This is a genomic window from Niastella yeongjuensis, assembly GCF_900110245.1.
In the GTDB taxonomy this organism is placed as follows: domain Bacteria; phylum Bacteroidota; class Bacteroidia; order Chitinophagales; family Chitinophagaceae; genus Niastella; species Niastella yeongjuensis.
The window spans coordinates 125,121-145,126 of record NZ_FOCZ01000004.1; the positions used below are offsets into that span (position 1 = coordinate 125,121).

The window sequence follows — 20,006 nt, forward strand, 5'->3', positions numbered from 1 at the left end:
ATTGAATCATATCAAAAATTCATGCTAGAAGCCATTCCCTCCATATCAATAAAGAATTTCAAATCTATTCGTGATCTTCAAATATCAGATTGTTCCAGAATTAATCTTTTTATCGGTAAGCCAAACGTAGGTAAGTCGAATATTTTGGAAGCTCTTTCTACTTTTTCGATTCCTTATTTACGGGAAAATCCAACCCGTAAGTTGTCTCATTTAATCCGCCTTGAAAGTGAAACAGAGCTATTTTATAATGGAAATACAGAATCAGCCGCGGAAATTGATATTGCAATAGGCTCTTGTGCAATGGCATTTAACCCCAAAGAAGGTTTAAAAGCCAGATTAAGTTTACATAATCAGTTGTGGGAAGACCTTAGAATAGATGATAAATTGATTGTTAAAGGCATTAATACCCCAACTTCCTTTGATGTTCCTGTAAAAAAATATCAGTACAAACACAATGTTGCTTATAAACGATCTCATTCAAAATACCTGGTCCCTCCATTCGGAAGTAACTTGCTCTCAATTATCGAGAATTACGATGAGTTAAAGCAACAAGTAGTAGCTCTATTTCGTGAATACAATCTGGAGATTGCTTTTGATAAAGGCAGTCAAACAATTAAGGTAGTTCAGAACAAGCAAGATGGTTTGTTTTTAATACCTTATAACTCGATTGCTGATACACTGCAAAGAATTATTTTCTATAAGTCTGCAATAGCGTCTAATAATAATAGTATATTACTATTCGAAGAGCCTGAAGCGCACTCATTTCCTCCGTACATGACGCATTTAACTCAAGAGATAATTTACAAAAAGGATAATCAGTATTTTATAGCCACACACAGTCCCTTTATCTTAAATGACCTTCTTGAAAATGGCAGGGACGAATTAAGCGTTTATATGGTAGATTTCAGGGATGGGCAAACTGTAGTGAATCGCCTTTCATCAGATCAGTTATATGAGATATTCCAGAATGGAGTTGATCTTTTTACTAATAGTGAAAGTTACTTATAGTATGGATTTGTCTGTTATCCCTGAATGCTATGTAGATACCAATCTGATTGAAACATTAGTACCTCCAAACAGAGGTTATAATCATCAAAAAGGATGTGGAACTGTTACGAAGGTTATGCAAGAGCACTTCGCTGATAATTTTGCCTTGGGCATTGTCGATAAGGATAAGCAGGAGTTGGATTACCTGAAAAAATTCTTGTTAGTTTTGGCGAAAGGAAACATTGAGTTGTATAAGCATAATAGTCGGAATCACTACATTTTAAGAGTAATCCCGGCTATCGAAAAGTTCATTTTGTATAACGTAGATAAAGCAGGGATTAATATTGAAGATTTTGGATTACCTGCTGATTTTGACAAGTTTCGAAAAGCAACTAAAATGGTTAATAGTAAGAAGGACGAAAAGTTCAAGACGCTTTTTAGAGTGCTCCGTGATCACCAACTTGAAGATTTCAACTTGCTTACTAATTGTATAAAATATTTGCTTGCCCATCCTTTTAATGCAGATTTAGAGGCTTTAAAGGCGTTGTAGTTAAATCGCCCTAGGTATAATTGCGCCAAAACTTTTCTGACCGAAAGTCCATTATTTATAAAGTAGTGAAGCTCAAAGGGGCTTTGTTCCTTTTCTGGGCCCACGAAGCCTCGTAAGTCAAAAAGATTTGCGAGGCTTTTTTGTTTTATGTGTGGTCGTTTTTGTGTCGATTTTTGGGATCAAGTCAAATTGGTTTAATCTCCTTTTTGTGAACACGTCAACTTATTTGCAATTGAGGATTTTCAGCGTAAATGGAATAAATATCAGTAATATGAAACCGCTGATAAATATGTAATTATGCTTTAAGAGAAAAGCCGTGACTTGTAGCATGTCTTGAACCCGTTCTTTGAGCATGTCCCATACCGAAGGTTTATCGTCTTCTGAAGAGACTATTGAAGGGGCAATAACGTCGACTTCGAGTTCCAATGGAGGCAGTGGGGCAATTAGGGGTTCACCGAATATATAAAGTTCATTGTCTACGAGCGCATATCGTTTTACCCGGTGAAGTATCAATTGATTCAATATGCCTACAAAATCTCCATAGCTAATACCCTCGCCCAAACAAACTTTTAAAACAGAGGTAGTGTCGTGTGTATATGTTATTTGTTCAATCTTATGCAAAACAAAATTAAGTTTGTTGTTATAATTAAACGTTTCAATAGGCTCACCCATAGGGTCATACCAGAATTCTACCGGGATTATTTTCTTGCCTTTTATGGCGGTCATAACTGTGTATCTTGAAAAGGCTAGAACATTGGGTAAAGGTTTTTTGTCTTGTGGAAGAAATAGTTTAATGCAATTATGTCTAATTATTTCCTGCGGACCCATGATCCATAGCAATATAGGAAGCCCTATCAGGCTGATTAGCCCGGGAACATACAATATTTTTTTTCTGGTCATTTGCTATGAGATGCCAGTAAAGTACATTTCCACATCAAAGGATATTTCTTTTCTGCCATCGCAGCCCTCCCCTTTAGATTGTTTCACAATATTGCCCGCTACAGTTGGTTTCACAGGGTAGGAAAAGTGCCACAATGGAACTAGAAAATATCTGATCTAATGCAATCAGTTGATTTCTATTTCCTTCTTTGAAATGGATACAACTTGTAAATTCAAGGTTTCTCCCATTTTTGTCTTTGGGAACAGAACATTCAAAACCAATTTGTGGGACACTGTCCCACTATTATGGAATAAGTCAGAAGTAAGATACAGTTCAAGTTATAACCTCTCTCGCAACACCATGTATCGCCTTAATTGCCTCAGTGTATGCCAGGATGCAGGCACGTACCAATGAGATCAGACGGAACCAGGAACTTTTTGACCTCCGCTATGCTTTTTACCAGAAGGTGCGCCGTTTCAATTCCCTCACGCTCCATTTCTCTTTCTCAGACTGCTTAGTATAAAAGCTGATTTCAAGATCAGAATCAGCTTTTAGAATCTCATAATAATGGCTCCAGGTCAATTTGTGGGACAATGTCCCACTGTTTTGAAAAGAAAGTTAGATCTTCCAAAGCCTTTTCCGTAGGCTTGGGTCAGGTCTGTTGAAAGCCGGTCAAATAGCTGGCTTCCGTATTCCGCCTTTAACAGGCACACTAACGGGCACGTAAATAGGCTCTTTATTTTTCTGTGACACACCCTTGACACAACAGGGTTTAAATAATTGATATCCAGAAGTTAAGAATTCCTGTTCTGGGCACGGCAGAAAGCATGTAGATCATCGATTTACATGCTTTTTTGTTTTATATGGGATCATTTTTGGGTCGGTTTTTCACGCTTATTCCCGCTTTTGTTGACACGTAAATGACAGCGGGGTGGCTGTAAATATAAGGGTTAGCGGCAGTCCGTCTTCATTTTCCAATATAAGGTTCGCATTCACCTGGTCGCTGAGACCGCAGATCAGGTTTTTAGCAAACGCGCTTTCAGGCTGAACGTTGAAATTGTCGGGGAGTCCGATTCCTTCGTTGGCAATGGTGAGTTTGTAGGCAAACACACCAGCTGTTTCGAGCCTCACTGCTACTGTTCCTGGTTTATTTTTAGGAAAGGCGTTGTTTAATAGATTACCCACCGCTTCGTTGATAATTAGACCGAGCACCACTGCCAGCTCGAAATTGACAGTTAACTGCTTAAGGCTCGATTCGAAACGGATACCTTGCACGTCGCTATATTCGTTATTTAAGTAATAGAGCAGTTCATCGATATATTGGGATAAGTTAAGGTTACTGACGATCGACGCCTGATCAAGTTTTTGATGCACCAGCAAGATTGCCTGTACCCGGTGTCTGGTGTCGCGGAGTGCAGTTTTTGCATAGGTATTGGTGAGATAAGCAGACTGCAGATTGAGAAGGCTGCTAATCATCTGCAGATTGTTTTTTACCCGGTGATGAATTTCCCGCGTTAGCCATTCGTGATGGGCTGAGTGCTCAGCGGATGATGACTTCGCTGCGCTCAATTGATTTTCAAGGGACTCCGCCTCTGTCAAGGCATTATCCAGCCGCTTGCTGCTCCTGCGTTGGCGGCCATAATAGTACACTGCAGCGGTGGTCGCAGTGACTAACAGGATGGTAAATATAAAAAAGTCGGGTAACATTATGTTATCAGCTTAGAACGTCTATAGATTCCACATACTACCTTGATTTACTTACCATGATTATTCTTCCCGTTTTGTCACAACAGTAATAATTTAAAATTCCATATTCTATGTTGACGGTATCTCTTTGGGAACCTGGGCTAACATAACCTTCTCTACGGGTGGGGTACTTCCAGAGTGATATTTCAGTATGCCACTTAAAATTTCAAGATCATTGACCGTGTAACGCTCGACCTGCATCTGATATTCAGACCAGGATTCTACAAAATAAAACTCGGTAATAAGTGTTGGAACCATTACATTCTGAAATAATCCTACCTGTGACGCTCCATTTCGCATACGTAATTGACTGAGCGTTTCAGCAGCCGTTGTAAAACTCCTTATATCTTGTTGCGCAACGGTGTATTCAACCCAGACTAAAACTGGCCCATCAACAGCAGTTATTTCTAATAGTGGTATGACAGCCAGAGGAGCTTCAGGTATCGTTAAATCTTCTGGAACAATACTATCAAGCCTATATCTAAAAGCCATTAACAGACTCAATGACAATAACCCGGCTGCGCAATAGAGAGACATTTTTAAGGAATAGTTATCTGCAATCCATCCCCATAAGAAGCCGCCACTTGCTAAGCCTCCTTGAAAAAGAAGGAGGTAAATACTAATCGAACGGGACAACACCCACTTGGGAACATTCGATTGAATTAAAAAATTGAAAGTGGACATTGTCATAAGCCAGGCAATACCCGAAATAAAAAATCCTACATAGAGAATATACACATTGCTTATATGATACATCGATAGAAGTACCAAAATGACGACGACAGTCGCCAAAAGCAATTTCTGATCAGCACCAAGAATTCTGTTTATTTTTGAGAGCACAAGCGCCCCGACAATTGCACCCCCACCTATGCAAAAAAGCATAGCTCCATAAGAATTAGCTTCGAGCTTCAATTTGGTTGAAACAATGATCGGCAATAGAGCGAACATTCCGCTTACGCCGATTGCGAAGATTACAGACCGAATCAAGACCGGGTGCAATTTATTTGCATACCGCATATAATTAACGCCAATACGCATTGCAGCAAAGAAGCGCTCCGTTTGAAGTGCAGTCGAGACTGGCGTACCTGACCAGAAAAACACGACAAAAAAAGTAATCAGGAAAAAAAATGCGTTTAAAATGAAAATATAAGATGCAGCGTAATAGCTTAAAATTAATCCTGCCAATGCGGGGCCAATAGCTCTTGCAAGATTTATGCTTACACCATTCAGTGCTATAGCTGATGCTAAGCTACCCGGAGGAACAACAAGAGGAACGATAGATTGCCACGCCGTTTCATTTATGGCCGGTCCCAAAGCAAGTAAAAAAGAGAGAGTTAATATGAGATAAGGCGATGTATATCCCAGAAAAGTGCAAACAGATAGGATGGCCGCGATAATAAACATCCAACTTTGGGTGATAAGCAAAATTTTGCGCTTATTAAAAATATCGGATAGCGCCCCAGCCGGAACTCCCAGAAGAAATATTGGGAGGCTTGTGGCGGTAACCATGAGGGTAACGAATATCGTAGAGTTATGTGCTTTTGCAATTAACCAGCTGGCGCCAGTATTTTGCATCCATAGACCAAGGTCAGAGAATAATGCCGCAAGCCAAATTGCGGTGAACACCCGATATTGAAATGGCGACCAAAAAGAACCTGTTGCTATAACAGTCGATGCGTTGGTAACCGTACCAGGTGTTGTAGTGCCTTTTTTGTCTGTTTCTGCCATGTTTAAAATTTATATGAAATTCGAGCAAGTAAAAAGAACAAAACTTTACCATTGCCTGTATCGGAAATAAACCCACCTGGCGGACAAACGCTATAGCCCAGAAGCATACTGAAATTTCTGTTAATCTGGTAATCACATTCCAAAATGTATTGAGTGCCAACAAATCTACTATCACTATTATCATCGGGTCTTGAAATGTCGACACTTGGATTATACAAAGCATCGTCTGTGCTATATCTCCACATCCAGTCAAACTCAATGGCAATGATCAATCGTTTTTTGGGATAAAATCTGAAGCCTGGGTGAAGGTTAATAAGATTTGCAGGGCCAATAGGAGCTGCAAGCCCGAAGTATGGACGCGGATACAATGCATCGAAGGTCCCCATGAATCTTCTGTTGTTATCGTTTCCGGCAATGATGTTACTTCCAAAAGTAAAAGTAGGTACAGTTTTTACATTAGCAAGAGCGTAACTTAGCTCATTTGAAAAGTAATAAGAACTGATGGGTTTGTTACCGAATGATCCGAATTGATAAGAAAATTCCAGATCATAATTGAAGTATTTTTTGTATTTACTGTAATATTTGGCTCCTATAGTATGTCGAACCTGCCTCGCTGTACCTTTTTCAAAAGTTGCACTATCTTTTTTTGAATAAAAATAGTAAATATCACCACCGGTAGCGGCCGTAAGGTTATTTTTATGATATACTCCTCCCAGCCAGGCATTGTAATCTACCAGATCATCGAATACAAACATTTTATTAAGTACGGGTCTTACTAAAAACATCTCGGTATTGCTTTGGGGAGTATTATATCTTATTAAACCGCCTTGAAAATTTATTCGGTTATTTGGCATGTCGGAGACTGCAATCAATCGACCGGTTCCGTACAACAGTTCAAATCGACCTGCTCTAAGCATTAGTTTACGCGTAGAATCCTGCCATGGAATTGCCTCTAAATACAACTGATGAAAATCAAGTTCATTCTTGTCAGGTGGACCAACCGGCGTCTCCTTTCCGTAGACAATCCCGCTTTTTAATTGCGCGAATACACTGACATAATTTTTAAATTTAAAATCAGCATGGAGCATGACTCGTTGCAATAGATAACCATTCTTATCATCAGATGGAACATCTCCCCAGTCTTCATTTTTATAATGTTCGTATTGATAACGCAATTCCCCACCAATCGATAAGAAGAAACCACTGTGAAAGTCGATGTATTTTATTCTGTCAAGCAATTTTAGTTTATTTGTGTCATTTTTAAGATAAGAATAGTCTTCTTCATGCCTCAACACTTTAAAAGGCTCTTCATGACTTTGTGCCAGAGCGTTTGAAAAGGAAGAAACATAAACTATTATAAAAGCTATGACACAATTGTAATTATTAACCTTCTCCTGCATTACTTGATAGCATTGATTTTACATACTGTACTCCTATTCCATAGGTTCCTGCATGTTCCTTCACAACAGCGGTAACTGCGTCGTAGGTTTCCTTTCTTGCCCAATCGCGTTGCAGCTCCAGCATAAATTGCAACCATGTTACTGGTTGAGCACCTGCCATTATCATACGTTCAACAGCCATGGTGTGTGCCTCTTCACTAACACCGCCCGAGGCATCAGTAACAAAGAAAACATCCAATCCTTGTTCGAGTGCTGACAATACCGCCGTCACGAGACATACTTCAGTCCATAATCCGGCAACGATAAGCTTTGGACGATTATACTTCATTACCTCGTCCACGACACGCTGATCTTCCCAAGAATTCAATGTACTCCTATCAATTGGTTTCTGTTCAGGATAAACAGCCTGCAGAGCGGGGAAAAGGGGACCACTAAAAGTAGTTGTAGCTACAGTTGTTAATATCGTTGGCACAGCAAATACTTTGGCTGCTTTTGCAAGCCCAACCACATTATTGATGAGCAATTCCGCAGCAATGGATTTTGTAGCAAAAGCCATCTGTGGTTGATGATCAATAAGAAGAAGTACACTGTCGCCTGGCACCAAAAGACGTTTACTTGGTATTGCTTCTAGTTTGTTCTGTTTCATGTTATTTACTTTTCTTTTTTATGGTGTTAATACTGTCTTCATTAACTCGATATTGCATACAACTTCAACATTCAACCCCACGTCAAGAACATTTCCTCCAATAATTCTTTGAAAAGATACGTCGAACTCAAACCTCGGGATAGTGCCTGTAACTTGAAACCCAGCTTTTCTATTGCCTGAAAAATCATCGGACGCTCCAAAATACTCGACGCCCAGAGTAATTGGCAGAGTCGTTTTCTTAATCGTTATTTGTCCTTGCAATTGGAAATGACTACCAACCGCTTTTGATAAATTTTCGCCCGAGAAAGTAATGTTTGGATATGTCTCAACCTCTAAAAAGTTTGCTGAGCGTATGTTTTGATCGCGGATATCATTTTTTGTAGTAATACTATTTGCGACTAATGATATATTAAATGCCCCATCTAAAAAACTCTCATCAGATGAGGTAGCTCCACCCTCAAATTCCAAAAACTGTCCTTCCACCATTGAGATTTGCAAATGTCTAACGGCAAAACGGATATTACTATGTCCAGGATCAATGTGCCATTTTAATTTATTTATTTCTTCCATATCGATTTATTTTTCCGTTTATTTATGTCCAAATGGAATTGGCATTTTAACTAAGCCTGATATTATATTAATGCTCAAGGCAACTATTGCAGTATTGTACCCGAATGATAGTAATGCATGTATTAAGACAAGACGACGAATGTTTTTTGAAGCAATTGGAATGTCGGGGGTTTGAAAAGTCATCCCAATACTAAAAGAAAAATATGCGAAATCGAGATAGTCAGGGTTGTAGTTATCAGGGAAGCCCAATATATCCTTTCTGGCATTTTCTACATCTTTTCTGGCATTGTTTACATCTTTTTTAGTGTTGTCTACATCGGCTTCCAGAGATCGTCGTTCTATGTAATACTGGCTGGCATATCGAATAGTAAATAAAGTATGTATAAGAACCCATGAAAATGTAACTGAAAAAATTGAAAGCCCAATACCGGAATAATAACTCCAGGATCTATCGCTTGGGAGCAACTGTAACAAAAAAATGACACCAAATAAGCTAACAATTGATGAAAACAAAATGAAAAAAAAGACAAGAAAACCTTTTAAGTCCTGCTGCCTCACAATAGTTTTCATTTCAGTAGATTGGGCAGTTATTATGGTAGGCCAATACATGCATAAGTTTATCAAGACAAAGCAATTCCAAAGCAGCACTGTTTGAACCTGAATACGAAGCGAGTTTCTTGTAAAAACAAATACCACAGCTACAAATATCAAGCTGATAAGCAGTCTTGAATGCTCAGGCATGACATGCAATCGTTGTATGAAAATGTTCTTATTCATCTTCTAACTTAAAAGGCAAAACAAGAGCAGCCTAAAGCGCCCCAAAATGATCTATAGTTACTAATCGGGATATTACTGAATCTGGCAATGTTTTGATTATGACCATGTACATTACAACTTCCAGCACAGGAATGAATTGATGCCAAAATATTTTCTTTAGCCGTATTAAGTTTGCCCATATCCAGGTTACCATTCGCTCTTACAATGGAATGATAGCCACCGTATATTTTAACGGGCGACCAATCTGGTAAAACAGGAATCGGTTCGGGAGAAAAGGACGAGAATTCGTCTCTGGCAAAAACAATCCTGCCATCAACAATCGTTAAACTTGCCTCAATATTTTTTATTTCTTCGTCTCGAACTTCAAAATAATCTTGATCAAGCACAGTCAGGTCAGCAAGTAATCCTACTTTAATATCTCCTTTTTTATCTAGTTCATTCGAAAACCAGGCGCTTCCTCTCGTGTAAATCTGAAGTGCAATATCCCGATCTAATAACATTTGGTCGTTGTAAAGCTTCAGGCCGCCGACAGTTTTTCCTGTGGTAAGCCAATACAGAGATATCCAGGGGTTATAACTGTTCACACGGGTTGCATCTGAACCGCCGCCAATCGGAATACCTGATTCCAACATCCGTTTAACGGGAGGCGTTTCAAGTGCTGCTTCGGTTCCATATCGATCAGTAAAAATCTCACCCTGATAAGCCATACGGCTCTGCACCGCAATTCCGCCATCGAGTTTTTTCACACGGTCGATGTTGTTTTGATCGATTGTTTCGGCATGATCAAAAATCCATTGAAGACCATTGAAAGGCGTATCTGAATTGACTTTTTCAAAGACATTTAAAAAGCGAGTAATACTTTCATTATAGGTAGCGTGAATACGAAACGGCCAGCGTTTTTCAACCAATAGTCTGACAACTTTTTCCAGTTCATCCTCCATTTCATCTGGTAAGTCTGGACGAGGTTGAATGAAGTCTTCAAAGTCTGCCGCAGAAAATACAAGCATTTCACCGGCACCGTTATGTCTATACATGTCATCACCTTGATAGAGGACAACAGTCTTTGTCCAGTTATCGAAATCCTCAAATTCATGTTTTGGTTTTTGAGTAAATAAATTATATGCTATGCGAACTGTGAGTTGTTTATTTTCATTTAATTTATTAATGACCGTATAGTCTTCAGGATAATTTTGAAATCCACCGCCAGCATCTATTATGCTTGTAATCCCTAAACGGTTTAACTCTTTCATAAAGTGCCTGGTAGAATTCATTTGGTGTTCTTCGGGAAGTTTCGGTCCCATGGCAAGAGTTGCGTACAAAATGGTCGCATTGGGTGTTGCGAGTATTAATCCCGTCGGATCACCATTTTTATCCTTTTGAATCTCCCCTCCTGGAGGTGCTTTCGAGTCTTTTGTAAATCCTACAACACGCAAAGCAGCGGCGTTCAGGAATGCACGGTCGTAAAGATGAAGGATAAATACAGGCGTGTCGGGAGAGATGGCATTAATTTCCTCCAAAGTCGGCAGTCGCTTCTCGTTGAATTGATGGTAGCACCACCCTCCTACGACCCTCACCCACTGAGGTGATGGAGTACGCAGCACTTGTTCTTTTAGCATATTCAATGCTTCTGACAGAGATGGAACTCCGTCCCACCTAAGTTCCATATTATAACTTAAACCGCCTCTAATGACATGTATGTGAGAATCATTGATACCCGGAATGGCGCGCTTCTTATTCAAGTCAATTGTTTGGGTTTCGGAGGTTGATAACTTCATTATCTCCTGGTCTGACCCTACTGCTACAATTTTATTTCCTTCGATTGCAACTGCTGTTGCGCCTTTATTCGCGGTATCGAAACTGTGGATTTTTCCATTAAAAAGAATTATATTAGGCGTCATAACTTACTACAATTTTAAAGAATTGTATTCTGTAATTTTATTTAATATGCCGGTGCCAGCTGTAACAAAAAATGCAGTCCCGGCAAGTAGACTTATTTTTGTTAATGGTTTAAAACTGGTCATTGCTTTAGACTGTAACATTAGTTGAACACGGTACGCCTCAACTGCTCCCTGAACAATCCTTTCGCTCAATTCATTTGGAACAGATTCAACACCCGCGTCCTTAATATCGGCTGCGAAGGAATAACTTGTTACACCCAGTCTTAGCGCTTCGCGTAAAGCAGTTCTGGAAACAGCGATCATTAAGTCAACACTAAACATATTCCTGTTTCCTAAACCAATAAGCAAAAGTTGATCGGCAGAAATTTTCCCTTTTGGGGGTTGAAGGTGTAATGTTTCCAGTTCACGGCCTTCAAATTGACCGGAGCTTCTCATTGCGGTAATAAGTCCATCCAAGGCGCTGTCAAGGTGAACCATGCCATTTAATTCAGCGGGTAATGCAGGAGGATTAAAAATATCGCCTTCCACATACTCGAATAGACAGGCAACCTGCAAAGGGGTAGTTTGTGTTGATGGGCCTTGAACGACACCTTCATATTCAATTTCGTCTACTTTACCCCAGATCTTTGTTGTTCCGAATGGCGTTACTGTGCTCGATTGCGTTGTTTCATTACTCATGATCTAGATTTTTAGAATTGAATGAATAAATGTTAATTTGTTCTAAACGAACTCTAACAAACCATTTTTCAGGTTTTCATCTAGTTTACCAGTGCTTCCCCTCTCAATTTTAATTTCCGCCTAATGGTATTCGGTATGCAAACAGATCAGATAGTTAATTGCTTTCGTAATTACGCATGTCCATATTAGAATTTAAATTGTCCTAGTTCCATGGCAACTTGCCTTCAATCTCCACTTCAATTGACAGGCTTAAAAATGTCCTTATAAGAACAATCATCGCGAGGATTAAGACTTTATTCATTGTAGGATCAGTGATAACCGTAGCGATAATGTCACCAGCCACCAATATTTCGAGTCCTAAAAGAATAGCTTTACCTAACTCACGACGCAAAGTCTTATAATTTCTCGGCGTGACACTTTTAATAGGAAATAGATATCGGCCTAATGCAATTAGAACTCCAAAAGCAATAGTTGCCACACCCAAAAGTTCGAGACCTCTGGCAACAAAACTTAAGTATATTCTAATTTCTTCCATCTAATTAAAAGGTTATGTGTCGTTAGATATACTTTCAATGTGCTATCTGATTTTAGTTCTTAATCATGATTTACAATTTGTATTTCAAGTCAGCTATTATCATATGAAGATAAAAGGGCTGTTGCATCTTTGAGTTCTTCCTGGCCTATAGTGTGACCCATGAGTGGATAGATTTTTGTCGTTACTATGGCATTCATGTGCTGGAGGACGGTCGCCGACTCGAGCACCCGTTCAACCGGAACATGTGGATCGGGATCGCTGCTTCCAATAAAGATGGGCATATGGCCAAAATCGCCCTTATAGTTTTGAGTATAGATTTGATCGCCGATGAGTCCGCCTGTGAATGCAAGCGCCCCGGCGTAAGGAGCTGCATTCCTTGCAAGGAATTCGAGCATCAGGCAGGCGCCCTGGGAAAAGCCCGCAAACCAGATATCATCTTCGGCAATGCCGCGGTTCTTTACTTCCTTCACCATTCGTCCTACGACATCTAATGCGGAACTCAGCCACGGCTCATTGTGTTGTGGTGGTGCCAGGAAGGGGAATGGATACCAGGTATGATTGGTTGCTTTTGGGGCAAACAGAGCAAAATCCCGAACAGGTAGCGCATCGGCCAGTTGCAGAATATCTTCTGCAGAAGCACCGCGGCCGTGGAGTAAGATCATTGCATGCTGAGCTGGGGGAATGCCTTCGCCAACAAAATCAAAATGAAATGTGTGCATGGCTTAGAAGTTTACTTTAGGCAACTGTTTTTCAATGGCGTCCCGATCGGGTTCATATTGGAAAGGGAGCTTCAGATGAGTACCTAACTCATCAAGGGATTCGTCGACAGTAAACCCGGGATTATCGGTTGCGATTTCGAAAAGGACCCCACCAGGTTCCCGAAAATACATCGAATAGAAATAATCACGGTCAATCTTAGGTGTAATCATCAATCCTCTTGCGGAAATCCGGTCATTATACTCCTGTTGGACTGCTTCATTCTGGACACGGAAGGCAACATGGTGATTGGTGCCTGTACCGCTTAGACCGCGAGGTGCCTGAGGATCTTCAATTAGATCAACGATGGCAGCTGTGAGAATGTTTTCAGTTTTAAAGCGGTACCTGTTCCCCTCCTGTTCGCTGAGTTCATAATCGAAGACATCGGTGAGGATGGAAGCTGTTGGTTTGATGTCGTTCAGGGTGAGCGTTACGCTGTGAAATCCTTTCGTAGCTGCATCAGACCAGACGCCATTGCTTGTCCAGGGTATCCGGTCATCGAGGTATTTTGACTCGATGAGGTTTATGCGTAGTCCTTCGGGGTCCTGGACGGGAAGGACGGTTTCACCCATTCGTTCAATTACAGGTCCTGTGGGATACAATCGGTCTCCCCAAAATGCCAGGCTTCCCTTGGGCACAGAGTAGCCAATCTCGGTGGCCATCCCGGCTCCGGAAACGCCAGGATAAGCTCTCTCCCATGGAAAAAAGGTGAGGATAGTGCCAGGCGCACCCTCTTGGTTACCATAGTAAAAATGATAAGTGCCGGGGTCATCAAAGTTGACGGTGCGTTTGACGAGTCGCAATCCCATTACCCTGGAATAGAAGTCGTAGTTCTTTTGGGCATTACCCGAGATTGCTGTGATATGATGAAGACCTAGTATCATAACAGATTTATTGTAGGTTCATTTATTGTGGACATCCGGCATCGATCCAATCAGCTATTGCCTGTACTTGCTCTATGGTGAATTTTGTAACGCCGCCGGCGGGCATTTGCCCAAAGGGGCCGCCCGGTCCAAAAAGGGGGCCTTCTCCTCGTAGGGCCATGATGATGTTGCTGGATTTGGAGTCTCCTTTTTTCAGTATAGGAAGAGAGTTGCCAGTAACCGGATCCTTTACTCCCGGGACCGTCCCGTTGCAAAAAGCGTCATAAGACAGGGTTGCCCAAAAGGCTTTATGCGGTGAATTCAGCGGTGGTGCACCTGGAATTATATTATCTGCCATGATCTTCTCAATGAAGGCCTGGATTTCTGAAAAGTGATTTAGTTTAGTCATACATTGGCTTTTCTAGGAGCAGGCGTATCAATAGACGAGCCTAATTTTCATACCATTGATTTTCAGCGATTCATTCTTTTCCTGATTTTGCTGATTTGCGATATTTCAGGAATTCGCAATCGTTCATAAGAGGGTATACAATTTCGACTTACAATCAGTTGATTTGGAGCGATCCGGTTTTATGGCATGTTAATTATCCATTATGACTATTAAACTTCATTCAATGACTGAGCAACTAACTGCCGGGGCGTTCGCGCCATTTGAAGAAAAGACCTTTCGGACAATATGGACTGGTGGATTTGTGTCAAATATTGCTGCGTGGATGCAAAATATTGGAGTGAGCTGGGTCGCGGCGGTCTTGACGACGTCGCCGTTTCTCCTATCCATGATCCAGGTAGCGACGTCCGTGCCGGCCTTATTCCTTAGTTACCCTGCAGGCGTAATAGCCGATCACGCGGACCGGCGAAAGCTCCTGATCGGAGCACAGGTATTCTTTTTCATGGTATTGCTGGTGCTTACAGTTTTAACGCAGCTCAATTATTTAAATATGGAGGTGCTGATCATTTTTACCTTTTTAATGGGTTGCGGATCTGCATTCTCAAACCCAATTTGGCAGGCAATTACGCCGGAGGTCGTAAGTCCTGGCAACCTGAAAGCTGCCGTTGCCCTGAATGGCGTGAGCTTCAATCTGTCCCGTGCTATTGGTCCGGCACTGGGGGGCTTGTTGTTAACTTATGGCGCAATCCAATCAGTTTTTTTATTTAACATAGTGGCATTCGTGTTGTTGATTTGGATACTTTATCAATGGAAGAACCAAGAGATTATGGCTCCGCCGGAGTCATTTGCGAAGGCCTATGGCGAAGGGATAACGGCTGTTCTCAAATCCCGTAATTTTTTAAAGCTCATCGTTCGAACCATTGCCTTTACGGCTTTTGTTGGTGCCCTTTTTGCATTGTTGCCGCACCTTTCCAAATATGAGTGGCACCAAACGACTATCCAGTATATGATGTTGTGGGTGTTTCTTGGCGCAGGCGCCATTTGCGGCAGTTTAATTTATGGCAAGATGACGGAGCTTCTCCGTTCCTATCAACTTGTTGCCGTGAGTTGCATAGGGGTCGGTGCAACAATGATCTCCCTTGCGTTGACTGGAACCAACTTATGGCATTACGGATTGATTTTCCTGCTGGGTTTTGGCTGGATATGGTCAACCTCGACCTTAAATGTGCTGGCGCAATTGTATTCTCCCGATGCCCTTCGGGCGCGATTCCTTTCGGTGAACATCACCATATTTCAGGGATCACTCGCGTTGACCAGTCTATTTTGGGGATGGGTTTCTAATGAAATTGGGACGATAGCTACCGTTGAAATGTCAGGGGTCCTTATGGTGGCGGCCAGCGTTGTGCTGTTATTTTTTCCGATGGAAGAACCCAGTGCAGATCCGGGAGAAAAAGTGGCGTGTACTGCACCCATTTTAATCCCCGCCGAACAGCAAGCGAAAACCAATACCGACTGAAAATGGTGCAATCTGGGCCTTCAGCGAGCCGTCAGCATCAAAAAATTGTAAATTTGTACCATTTATGAGCATACGCGGCATTTTCCCAATTGACAACTGGAACTTTCAAAGTGAATCTATTTTAACGGATTTGCCGCCGGAAGATTTTGCATTGTTGACAGCACATAAAACTGAACAGCTATATTCAAAAGGGGAAATTATTTTCAGAGAAGCGGCCTATCCCGCTGGTATTTTTTACATTATAGAGGGAAAAGTAAAAAAGTACAAAGTCGACAAAGAGGGAAGGGTGCATATTATTTATGTAGCAAATCAGGGTGACATAATAGGTTATCATGCTATTCTTTCAGAAGACAGGTACCCCGATTCCGCCGCTGCATTGGAAAAAAGCAAAATTGCATTTATTCCTAAAGAAGATTTCCTGATTACTATACAACAATCTCCAGTATTAAATAAACGCCTGCTGAAAACTTTGAGCCATGAATTCGCCGTGTTGGCAAATAGTATTTCAGTTTTTGCTCAAAAATCGGTTAGAGAAAGACTGGCTTTACAGCTGATCGTCTTACGGGAAAAATACAAAGTGAATTTTCAGCCTGGCATGCCTGTAGAAATTAATATCAGTCGGGATGACCTTGCAAATATTGTAGGAACTGCTCGCGAAAGAGCTGTACGTATCCTTACCGAATTTAAAGAGGCAGGTATATTAGAAACAAAAGGCCGGACAATTATTGTACATGACGTCAACCAACTTATAAAAATTGCTAATTACAAATAAAACTCTTTTCAGGAGATAGCCATTTATAGCCCCGCGCATATTCTCACCACCTGGCGCATTAAGCATTTTCATATTTTAAAAATTGACAAAAGTCACTTTTTGGAGTGACAATGTTAACCGCTTATGGTTGGTAAACAAAGTAATTTTGCATGTATGCATTCGGCACAGGCTTACCCTAGCACAATAGATTATTGGTTTAGAAATGATTCCCATTTAAACAAATTATACCCTGAATCTATTCAATTGTTGGCCGCAAGGCATTGGACGCCTTTAAATATTATCCAGTTAGTGATTCCCTTTCTTGTAACACATCCAGGAATTAAGGTATTGGACATTGGAAGTGGCGTAGGGAAGTTTTGTGTGGCAGGGGCCTACTATAAACCGTATGCTTCATTTTATGGCGTTGAACAACGCAAAGACCTTGTAGATCATGCTGAAAAAGCCAGGCTCTTTACATTGTATGAAGCCCACAGTTAAAACACCACTTCATTTAGAAAACTGGTTTAGCACTGATGCTGCATTACATAAATTGTATCCTGAGCCGATTAGATCATTAGCCCGCATGCATTGGTCGACGTTATATATTAGTCAAAAGGTCGTTTCTTATCTGACACCGGGCAATAACGTAAAAGTGTTGGACATCGGCAGTGGGGTGGGTAAATTTTGTCTGGCGGGCGCGTATAATAAGCCAGCAGTTTCCTTTTATGGGGTTGAACAACGAAAAAACCTGATAGCATATGCAGAAGCAGCCCGAATAAAAATGGGTTTAAAAAACGTACACTTCATTCATAGAAATTTTACACAATTAGATCTCAATGAATTCGATCATTTTTACTTCTACAATGCTTTTTTTGAGAATCTGGATGGCACCGAAAAAATAGACAACGAGCTTGCTTATTCGAATGAGTTATACAATTATTATAGCATTTACCTGTATAATCAATTGGATAAAATGCCCATTGGAACAAGGGTGGCACTTATTGTAGTTGGGGTGATGAGATACCACCATGCTTTCAACTGGCAGAAACGCATTTTGATAATTTATTAAAGTTTTGGATAAAAATGTAGACCTATGATGGCTCGTTTAACTCCTACCCCATAGTCTGTAAGGACTGCAATGAGCATGCAGGCTTATTTAGTTTTCGATGAATATTAAAAGAAAATGAATAACCCAAACAACTTTAAAAATGAGAAAATAACACCTGGCTGACTCCAGGCCAAGAAGAAATTTTATGTTGATTATAAACCCGATTCAACTTTAACATCGAGCTAAAAATCGTAAACTTGCTATGTGTAGTGATAGTCTGTAACTCTGTGGATTGCGAAGGGTTAAAAATTAATCTTTTTACAATGAGAGAAAGACTATTAATAGTTGAAGACGAATTCATCGTTGCCAACGATCTTCGGATGATGCTGGTGAATGCCGGGTATGAAGTCTGCGGAATTGCGGCTTCCGTTCGCGCAGCAAAGGAATGGGTAGAAAAAAGTAAGCCTAACTGGGTGCTGTTGGATATTGTTTTGCAAGACGGCAGTGTGGGTACTGATCTTGCTCAATATCTAAGAGAACGGAATATTGGCTTTATTTATGTTTCTGCGAACACAAACGAAAGTGTTCTGGAGATTGCCAAGTCGACCCAGCCATACGGATTTCTGGTTAAGCCATTTCGGATGAACGATCTGCTAATTATGCTTGATATTGCACGAAGCAAGCACAAACATAACCTGGAACTCGCGACCCAGCGAGAGATGCTATTTAGAAACCAATTGCGGCATATTACAAAGTTTACCGTTAATCAGGAGCAGTTGCTGTCGTTCCTGCCAGGCCTGTTTCGGTCATTTATTCCATTCGACGTAATGACGATCGCTGTTCTAAGCCCCAATAGGACCAAGAAGGTGGAAGTTTGCTTTGTCCAAACGGGATATGAAGAATATGAGCTGTTGCCCAATGAAGAAGTGGCAAGATTAATTCAGCGGGTTGGTCCGATTACCATCGATGAGATAGAAATGTCACAAGGCTCACAGTTACTCAATGGAGAGTCTTTTAAGCAGCAATTATCCCCTAAGACAACGGATGGTGTATTGAGCAATCATTTCCGGCTGGAATCAAAACTCAATTTTGTCCTCGAAACGGACGCCCAACATTTGGTCTTCTCCTTTTATAGCCGAAACCCGGATGCATTTAGCCAAAGACAGTTAGAGTACCTAAATAAGTCTGAAGGACATCTACGTGAACTGTCAGGGGCACTTCTGCGGGCGTTTCAACCGAAAACCAAGAATGCTGCCATTAAACCAGTACGGATCGCGGTCACGGCAATGGCGCGGGATGGTGAGAAGTTCCCGGGCATTATTGGTAAAAGCCAGGTCCTTCTGGAGTTGTTGAGCGGTATCGAGGCGGTAGCGGCTACGCCTGTCTCAGTACTGATCATGGGAGAAAGCGGAACTGGTAAGGAACAGATCGCCCGGAGTATTCACTCCCTTTCTACACGAAGAAGTAAACCATTCCTTACTGTCAATTGCGCGGCACTTCCTGCTGAGCTGATCGAATCGGAACTTTTTGGCCATGAAAAGGGGGCGTTTACAGGCGCTGTGGAAAAAAGGGTAGGCAAGTTCGAGGCGGCAGATGGAGGGACCATCTTTCTCGACGAAATCGGTGAGCTTCCAATAGCGTCCCAAGTAAAGTTACTTCGTGTGCTGCAAGAGATGGAGTTCGAACCATTGGGGAGTAGTAAAACAGTAAAGGTCAATGTTCGGGTAGTGGCCGCAACGAATCGCGACCTCGAAAAGGAGATCGCTGCCAATAAATTTCGACTCGACTTGTATTACCGCTTGAACGTTTACCCAGTTTCACTCCCACCACTGAGGGCCAGGAAGGAGGATATTGTGCTTTTGGCTCAATATTTTTTGAAACAGAGCGCGGTGATGTTGGAGCGCACGGAAGTTCCGGCAATTAGCACTAATGCACTACGGCAACTGGAAGCATATGACTGGCCAGGGAATATCCGGGAACTCAGGCACCTGATTGAGAGAACGATTATCAGGACCACAGGGCCAATCATAACTGAAGTCGATCTTCCAGCTTCCAGGCACCTTACACAATCGAATACTTACTTAGAGGGTGAGTACCGGACACTCGAAGAAATGGAGACCGACTATATATTACAAGTACTCCAGAATTGCCAGGGCAAGGTATTTGGTTCGGGTGGGGCTGCAGAAATTTTAGGGTTGCCTCCGAGCACACTCTCCTCCCGTATTAAAAAGCTGGGCATCCGAAAAGAGTTACATTTTAACAAATAGTACA

20 protein-coding genes and 2 pseudogenes are annotated in these 20,006 nt (G+C 41.4%); 7 read left to right on the forward strand and 15 right to left on the reverse strand.

Features of this window, described 5'->3' with window-relative positions:
• Window positions 1-21: 21 nt before the first annotated feature.
• Window positions 22-1,008 carry an AAA family ATPase gene (locus BMX95_RS11930; RefSeq protein ID WP_081200624.1) on the forward strand — a complete coding sequence of 329 codons (987 nt, stop codon included), beginning with the start codon at window positions 22-24 and terminating at the stop codon, window positions 1,006-1,008.
• 1 nt (window position 1,009) lies between these two features.
• Window positions 1,010-1,537, forward strand: a complete 528-nt coding sequence (locus tag BMX95_RS11935) for a hypothetical protein (RefSeq protein WP_081200625.1) — start codon at window positions 1,010-1,012, stop codon at window positions 1,535-1,537.
• A gap of 222 nt (window positions 1,538-1,759) precedes the next feature.
• On the opposite strand, the gene BMX95_RS11940 is transcribed toward BMX95_RS11935, so the two are convergent.
• The 15 genes and pseudogenes from BMX95_RS11940 to BMX95_RS12005 all read right to left on the reverse strand — a co-directional run bounded on the left by BMX95_RS11940 (window position 1,760) and on the right by BMX95_RS12005 (window position 14,423).
• Window positions 1,760-2,263: a hypothetical protein gene (locus BMX95_RS11940; RefSeq protein ID WP_133053917.1), complete on the reverse strand. Its 504-nt coding sequence runs from the start codon at window positions 2,261-2,263 to the stop codon at window positions 1,760-1,762.
• 610 nt (window positions 2,264-2,873) lie between these two features.
• Window positions 2,874-3,014, reverse strand: a pseudogene (locus BMX95_RS35835) (DUF1016 N-terminal domain-containing protein); the annotation flags it as partial.
• A 297-nt stretch (window positions 3,015-3,311) separates the two neighbouring features.
• On the reverse strand, window positions 3,312-4,124 hold the full coding sequence (locus tag BMX95_RS11950; protein ID WP_081200627.1) for a sensor histidine kinase: 813 nt from the start codon (window positions 4,122-4,124) through the stop codon (window positions 3,312-3,314).
• Window positions 4,125-4,232: 108 nt separating this feature from the next.
• Window positions 4,233-5,891 carry an MFS transporter gene (locus tag BMX95_RS11955; RefSeq protein WP_081200628.1) on the reverse strand — a complete coding sequence of 553 codons (1,659 nt, stop codon included), beginning with the start codon at window positions 5,889-5,891 and terminating at the stop codon, window positions 4,233-4,235.
• A gap of 2 nt (window positions 5,892-5,893) precedes the next feature.
• A complete protein-coding gene (locus BMX95_RS11960; RefSeq protein ID WP_081200629.1) occupies window positions 5,894-7,291 on the reverse strand; it encodes an alginate export family protein in 1,398 nt (465 codons plus the stop codon).
• Window positions 7,275-7,937, reverse strand: a complete 663-nt coding sequence (locus tag BMX95_RS11965) for an isochorismatase family protein (RefSeq protein ID WP_081200630.1) — start codon at window positions 7,935-7,937, stop codon at window positions 7,275-7,277. Before BMX95_RS11965 ends, BMX95_RS11960 begins: the two co-directional genes overlap by 17 nt.
• An 18-nt stretch (window positions 7,938-7,955) precedes the next feature.
• Complete coding sequence (locus BMX95_RS11970) at window positions 7,956-8,507, reverse strand: YceI family protein (RefSeq protein WP_081200631.1); 552 nt, start codon at window positions 8,505-8,507, stop codon at window positions 7,956-7,958.
• A gap of 18 nt (window positions 8,508-8,525) precedes the next feature.
• Window positions 8,526-9,284: a DUF1345 domain-containing protein gene (locus BMX95_RS11975; RefSeq protein WP_081200632.1), complete on the reverse strand. Its 759-nt coding sequence runs from the start codon at window positions 9,282-9,284 to the stop codon at window positions 8,526-8,528.
• Window positions 9,285-9,292: 8 nt separating this feature from the next.
• Window positions 9,293-11,182: an amidohydrolase gene (locus BMX95_RS11980; protein WP_081200633.1), complete on the reverse strand. Its 1,890-nt coding sequence runs from the start codon at window positions 11,180-11,182 to the stop codon at window positions 9,293-9,295.
• Between the two features lie 6 nt (window positions 11,183-11,188).
• The gene (locus tag BMX95_RS11985; protein WP_081200634.1) at window positions 11,189-11,860 is read right to left on the reverse strand and encodes a M17 family peptidase N-terminal domain-containing protein; all 672 of its coding nucleotides are present in this window, start codon (window positions 11,858-11,860) and stop codon (window positions 11,189-11,191) included.
• A gap of 202 nt (window positions 11,861-12,062) precedes the next feature.
• The gene (locus tag BMX95_RS11990) at window positions 12,063-12,395 is read right to left on the reverse strand and encodes a DUF1622 domain-containing protein (protein WP_081200635.1); all 333 of its coding nucleotides are present in this window, start codon (window positions 12,393-12,395) and stop codon (window positions 12,063-12,065) included.
• Between the two features lie 89 nt (window positions 12,396-12,484).
• Window positions 12,485-13,114: an alpha/beta hydrolase gene (locus tag BMX95_RS11995; protein WP_081200636.1), complete on the reverse strand. Its 630-nt coding sequence runs from the start codon at window positions 13,112-13,114 to the stop codon at window positions 12,485-12,487.
• Between the two features lie 3 nt (window positions 13,115-13,117).
• Window positions 13,118-13,723 carry a VOC family protein gene (locus tag BMX95_RS12000; RefSeq protein WP_244898104.1) on the reverse strand — a complete coding sequence of 202 codons (606 nt, stop codon included), beginning with the start codon at window positions 13,721-13,723 and terminating at the stop codon, window positions 13,118-13,120.
• Window positions 13,724-13,900: 177 nt separating this feature from the next.
• Window positions 13,901-14,035 (reverse strand): annotated as a pseudogene (locus BMX95_RS35750) (VOC family protein); the annotation flags it as partial.
• A gap of 22 nt (window positions 14,036-14,057) precedes the next feature.
• The gene (locus tag BMX95_RS12005; RefSeq protein WP_081200638.1) at window positions 14,058-14,423 is read right to left on the reverse strand and encodes a hypothetical protein; all 366 of its coding nucleotides are present in this window, start codon (window positions 14,421-14,423) and stop codon (window positions 14,058-14,060) included.
• Window positions 14,424-14,646: 223 nt separating this feature from the next.
• Here BMX95_RS12005 and BMX95_RS12010 point away from each other — a divergent pair, with 223 nt between their 5' ends.
• The 5 genes from BMX95_RS12010 to BMX95_RS12030 all read left to right on the forward strand — a co-directional run bounded on the left by BMX95_RS12010 (window position 14,647) and on the right by BMX95_RS12030 (window position 20,002).
• Complete coding sequence (locus BMX95_RS12010; RefSeq protein WP_165758932.1) at window positions 14,647-15,936, forward strand: MFS transporter; 1,290 nt, start codon at window positions 14,647-14,649, stop codon at window positions 15,934-15,936.
• Between the two features lie 64 nt (window positions 15,937-16,000).
• A complete protein-coding gene (locus BMX95_RS12015) occupies window positions 16,001-16,708 on the forward strand; it encodes a Crp/Fnr family transcriptional regulator (protein ID WP_081200640.1) in 708 nt (235 codons plus the stop codon).
• Between the two features lie 153 nt (window positions 16,709-16,861).
• Entirely contained in the window at window positions 16,862-17,185 is a 324-nt protein-coding gene (locus BMX95_RS12020) for a hypothetical protein (protein ID WP_143067612.1), read from the forward strand.
• 85 nt (window positions 17,186-17,270) lie between these two features.
• Entirely contained in the window at window positions 17,271-17,756 is a 486-nt protein-coding gene (locus tag BMX95_RS12025) for a methyltransferase domain-containing protein (protein WP_244898095.1), read from the forward strand.
• Window positions 17,757-18,058: 302 nt separating this feature from the next.
• Window positions 18,059-20,002, forward strand: a complete 1,944-nt coding sequence (locus BMX95_RS12030) for a sigma 54-interacting response regulator (RefSeq protein WP_081202380.1) — start codon at window positions 18,059-18,061, stop codon at window positions 20,000-20,002.
• The last annotated feature ends 4 nt before the right edge of the window (window positions 20,003-20,006 follow it).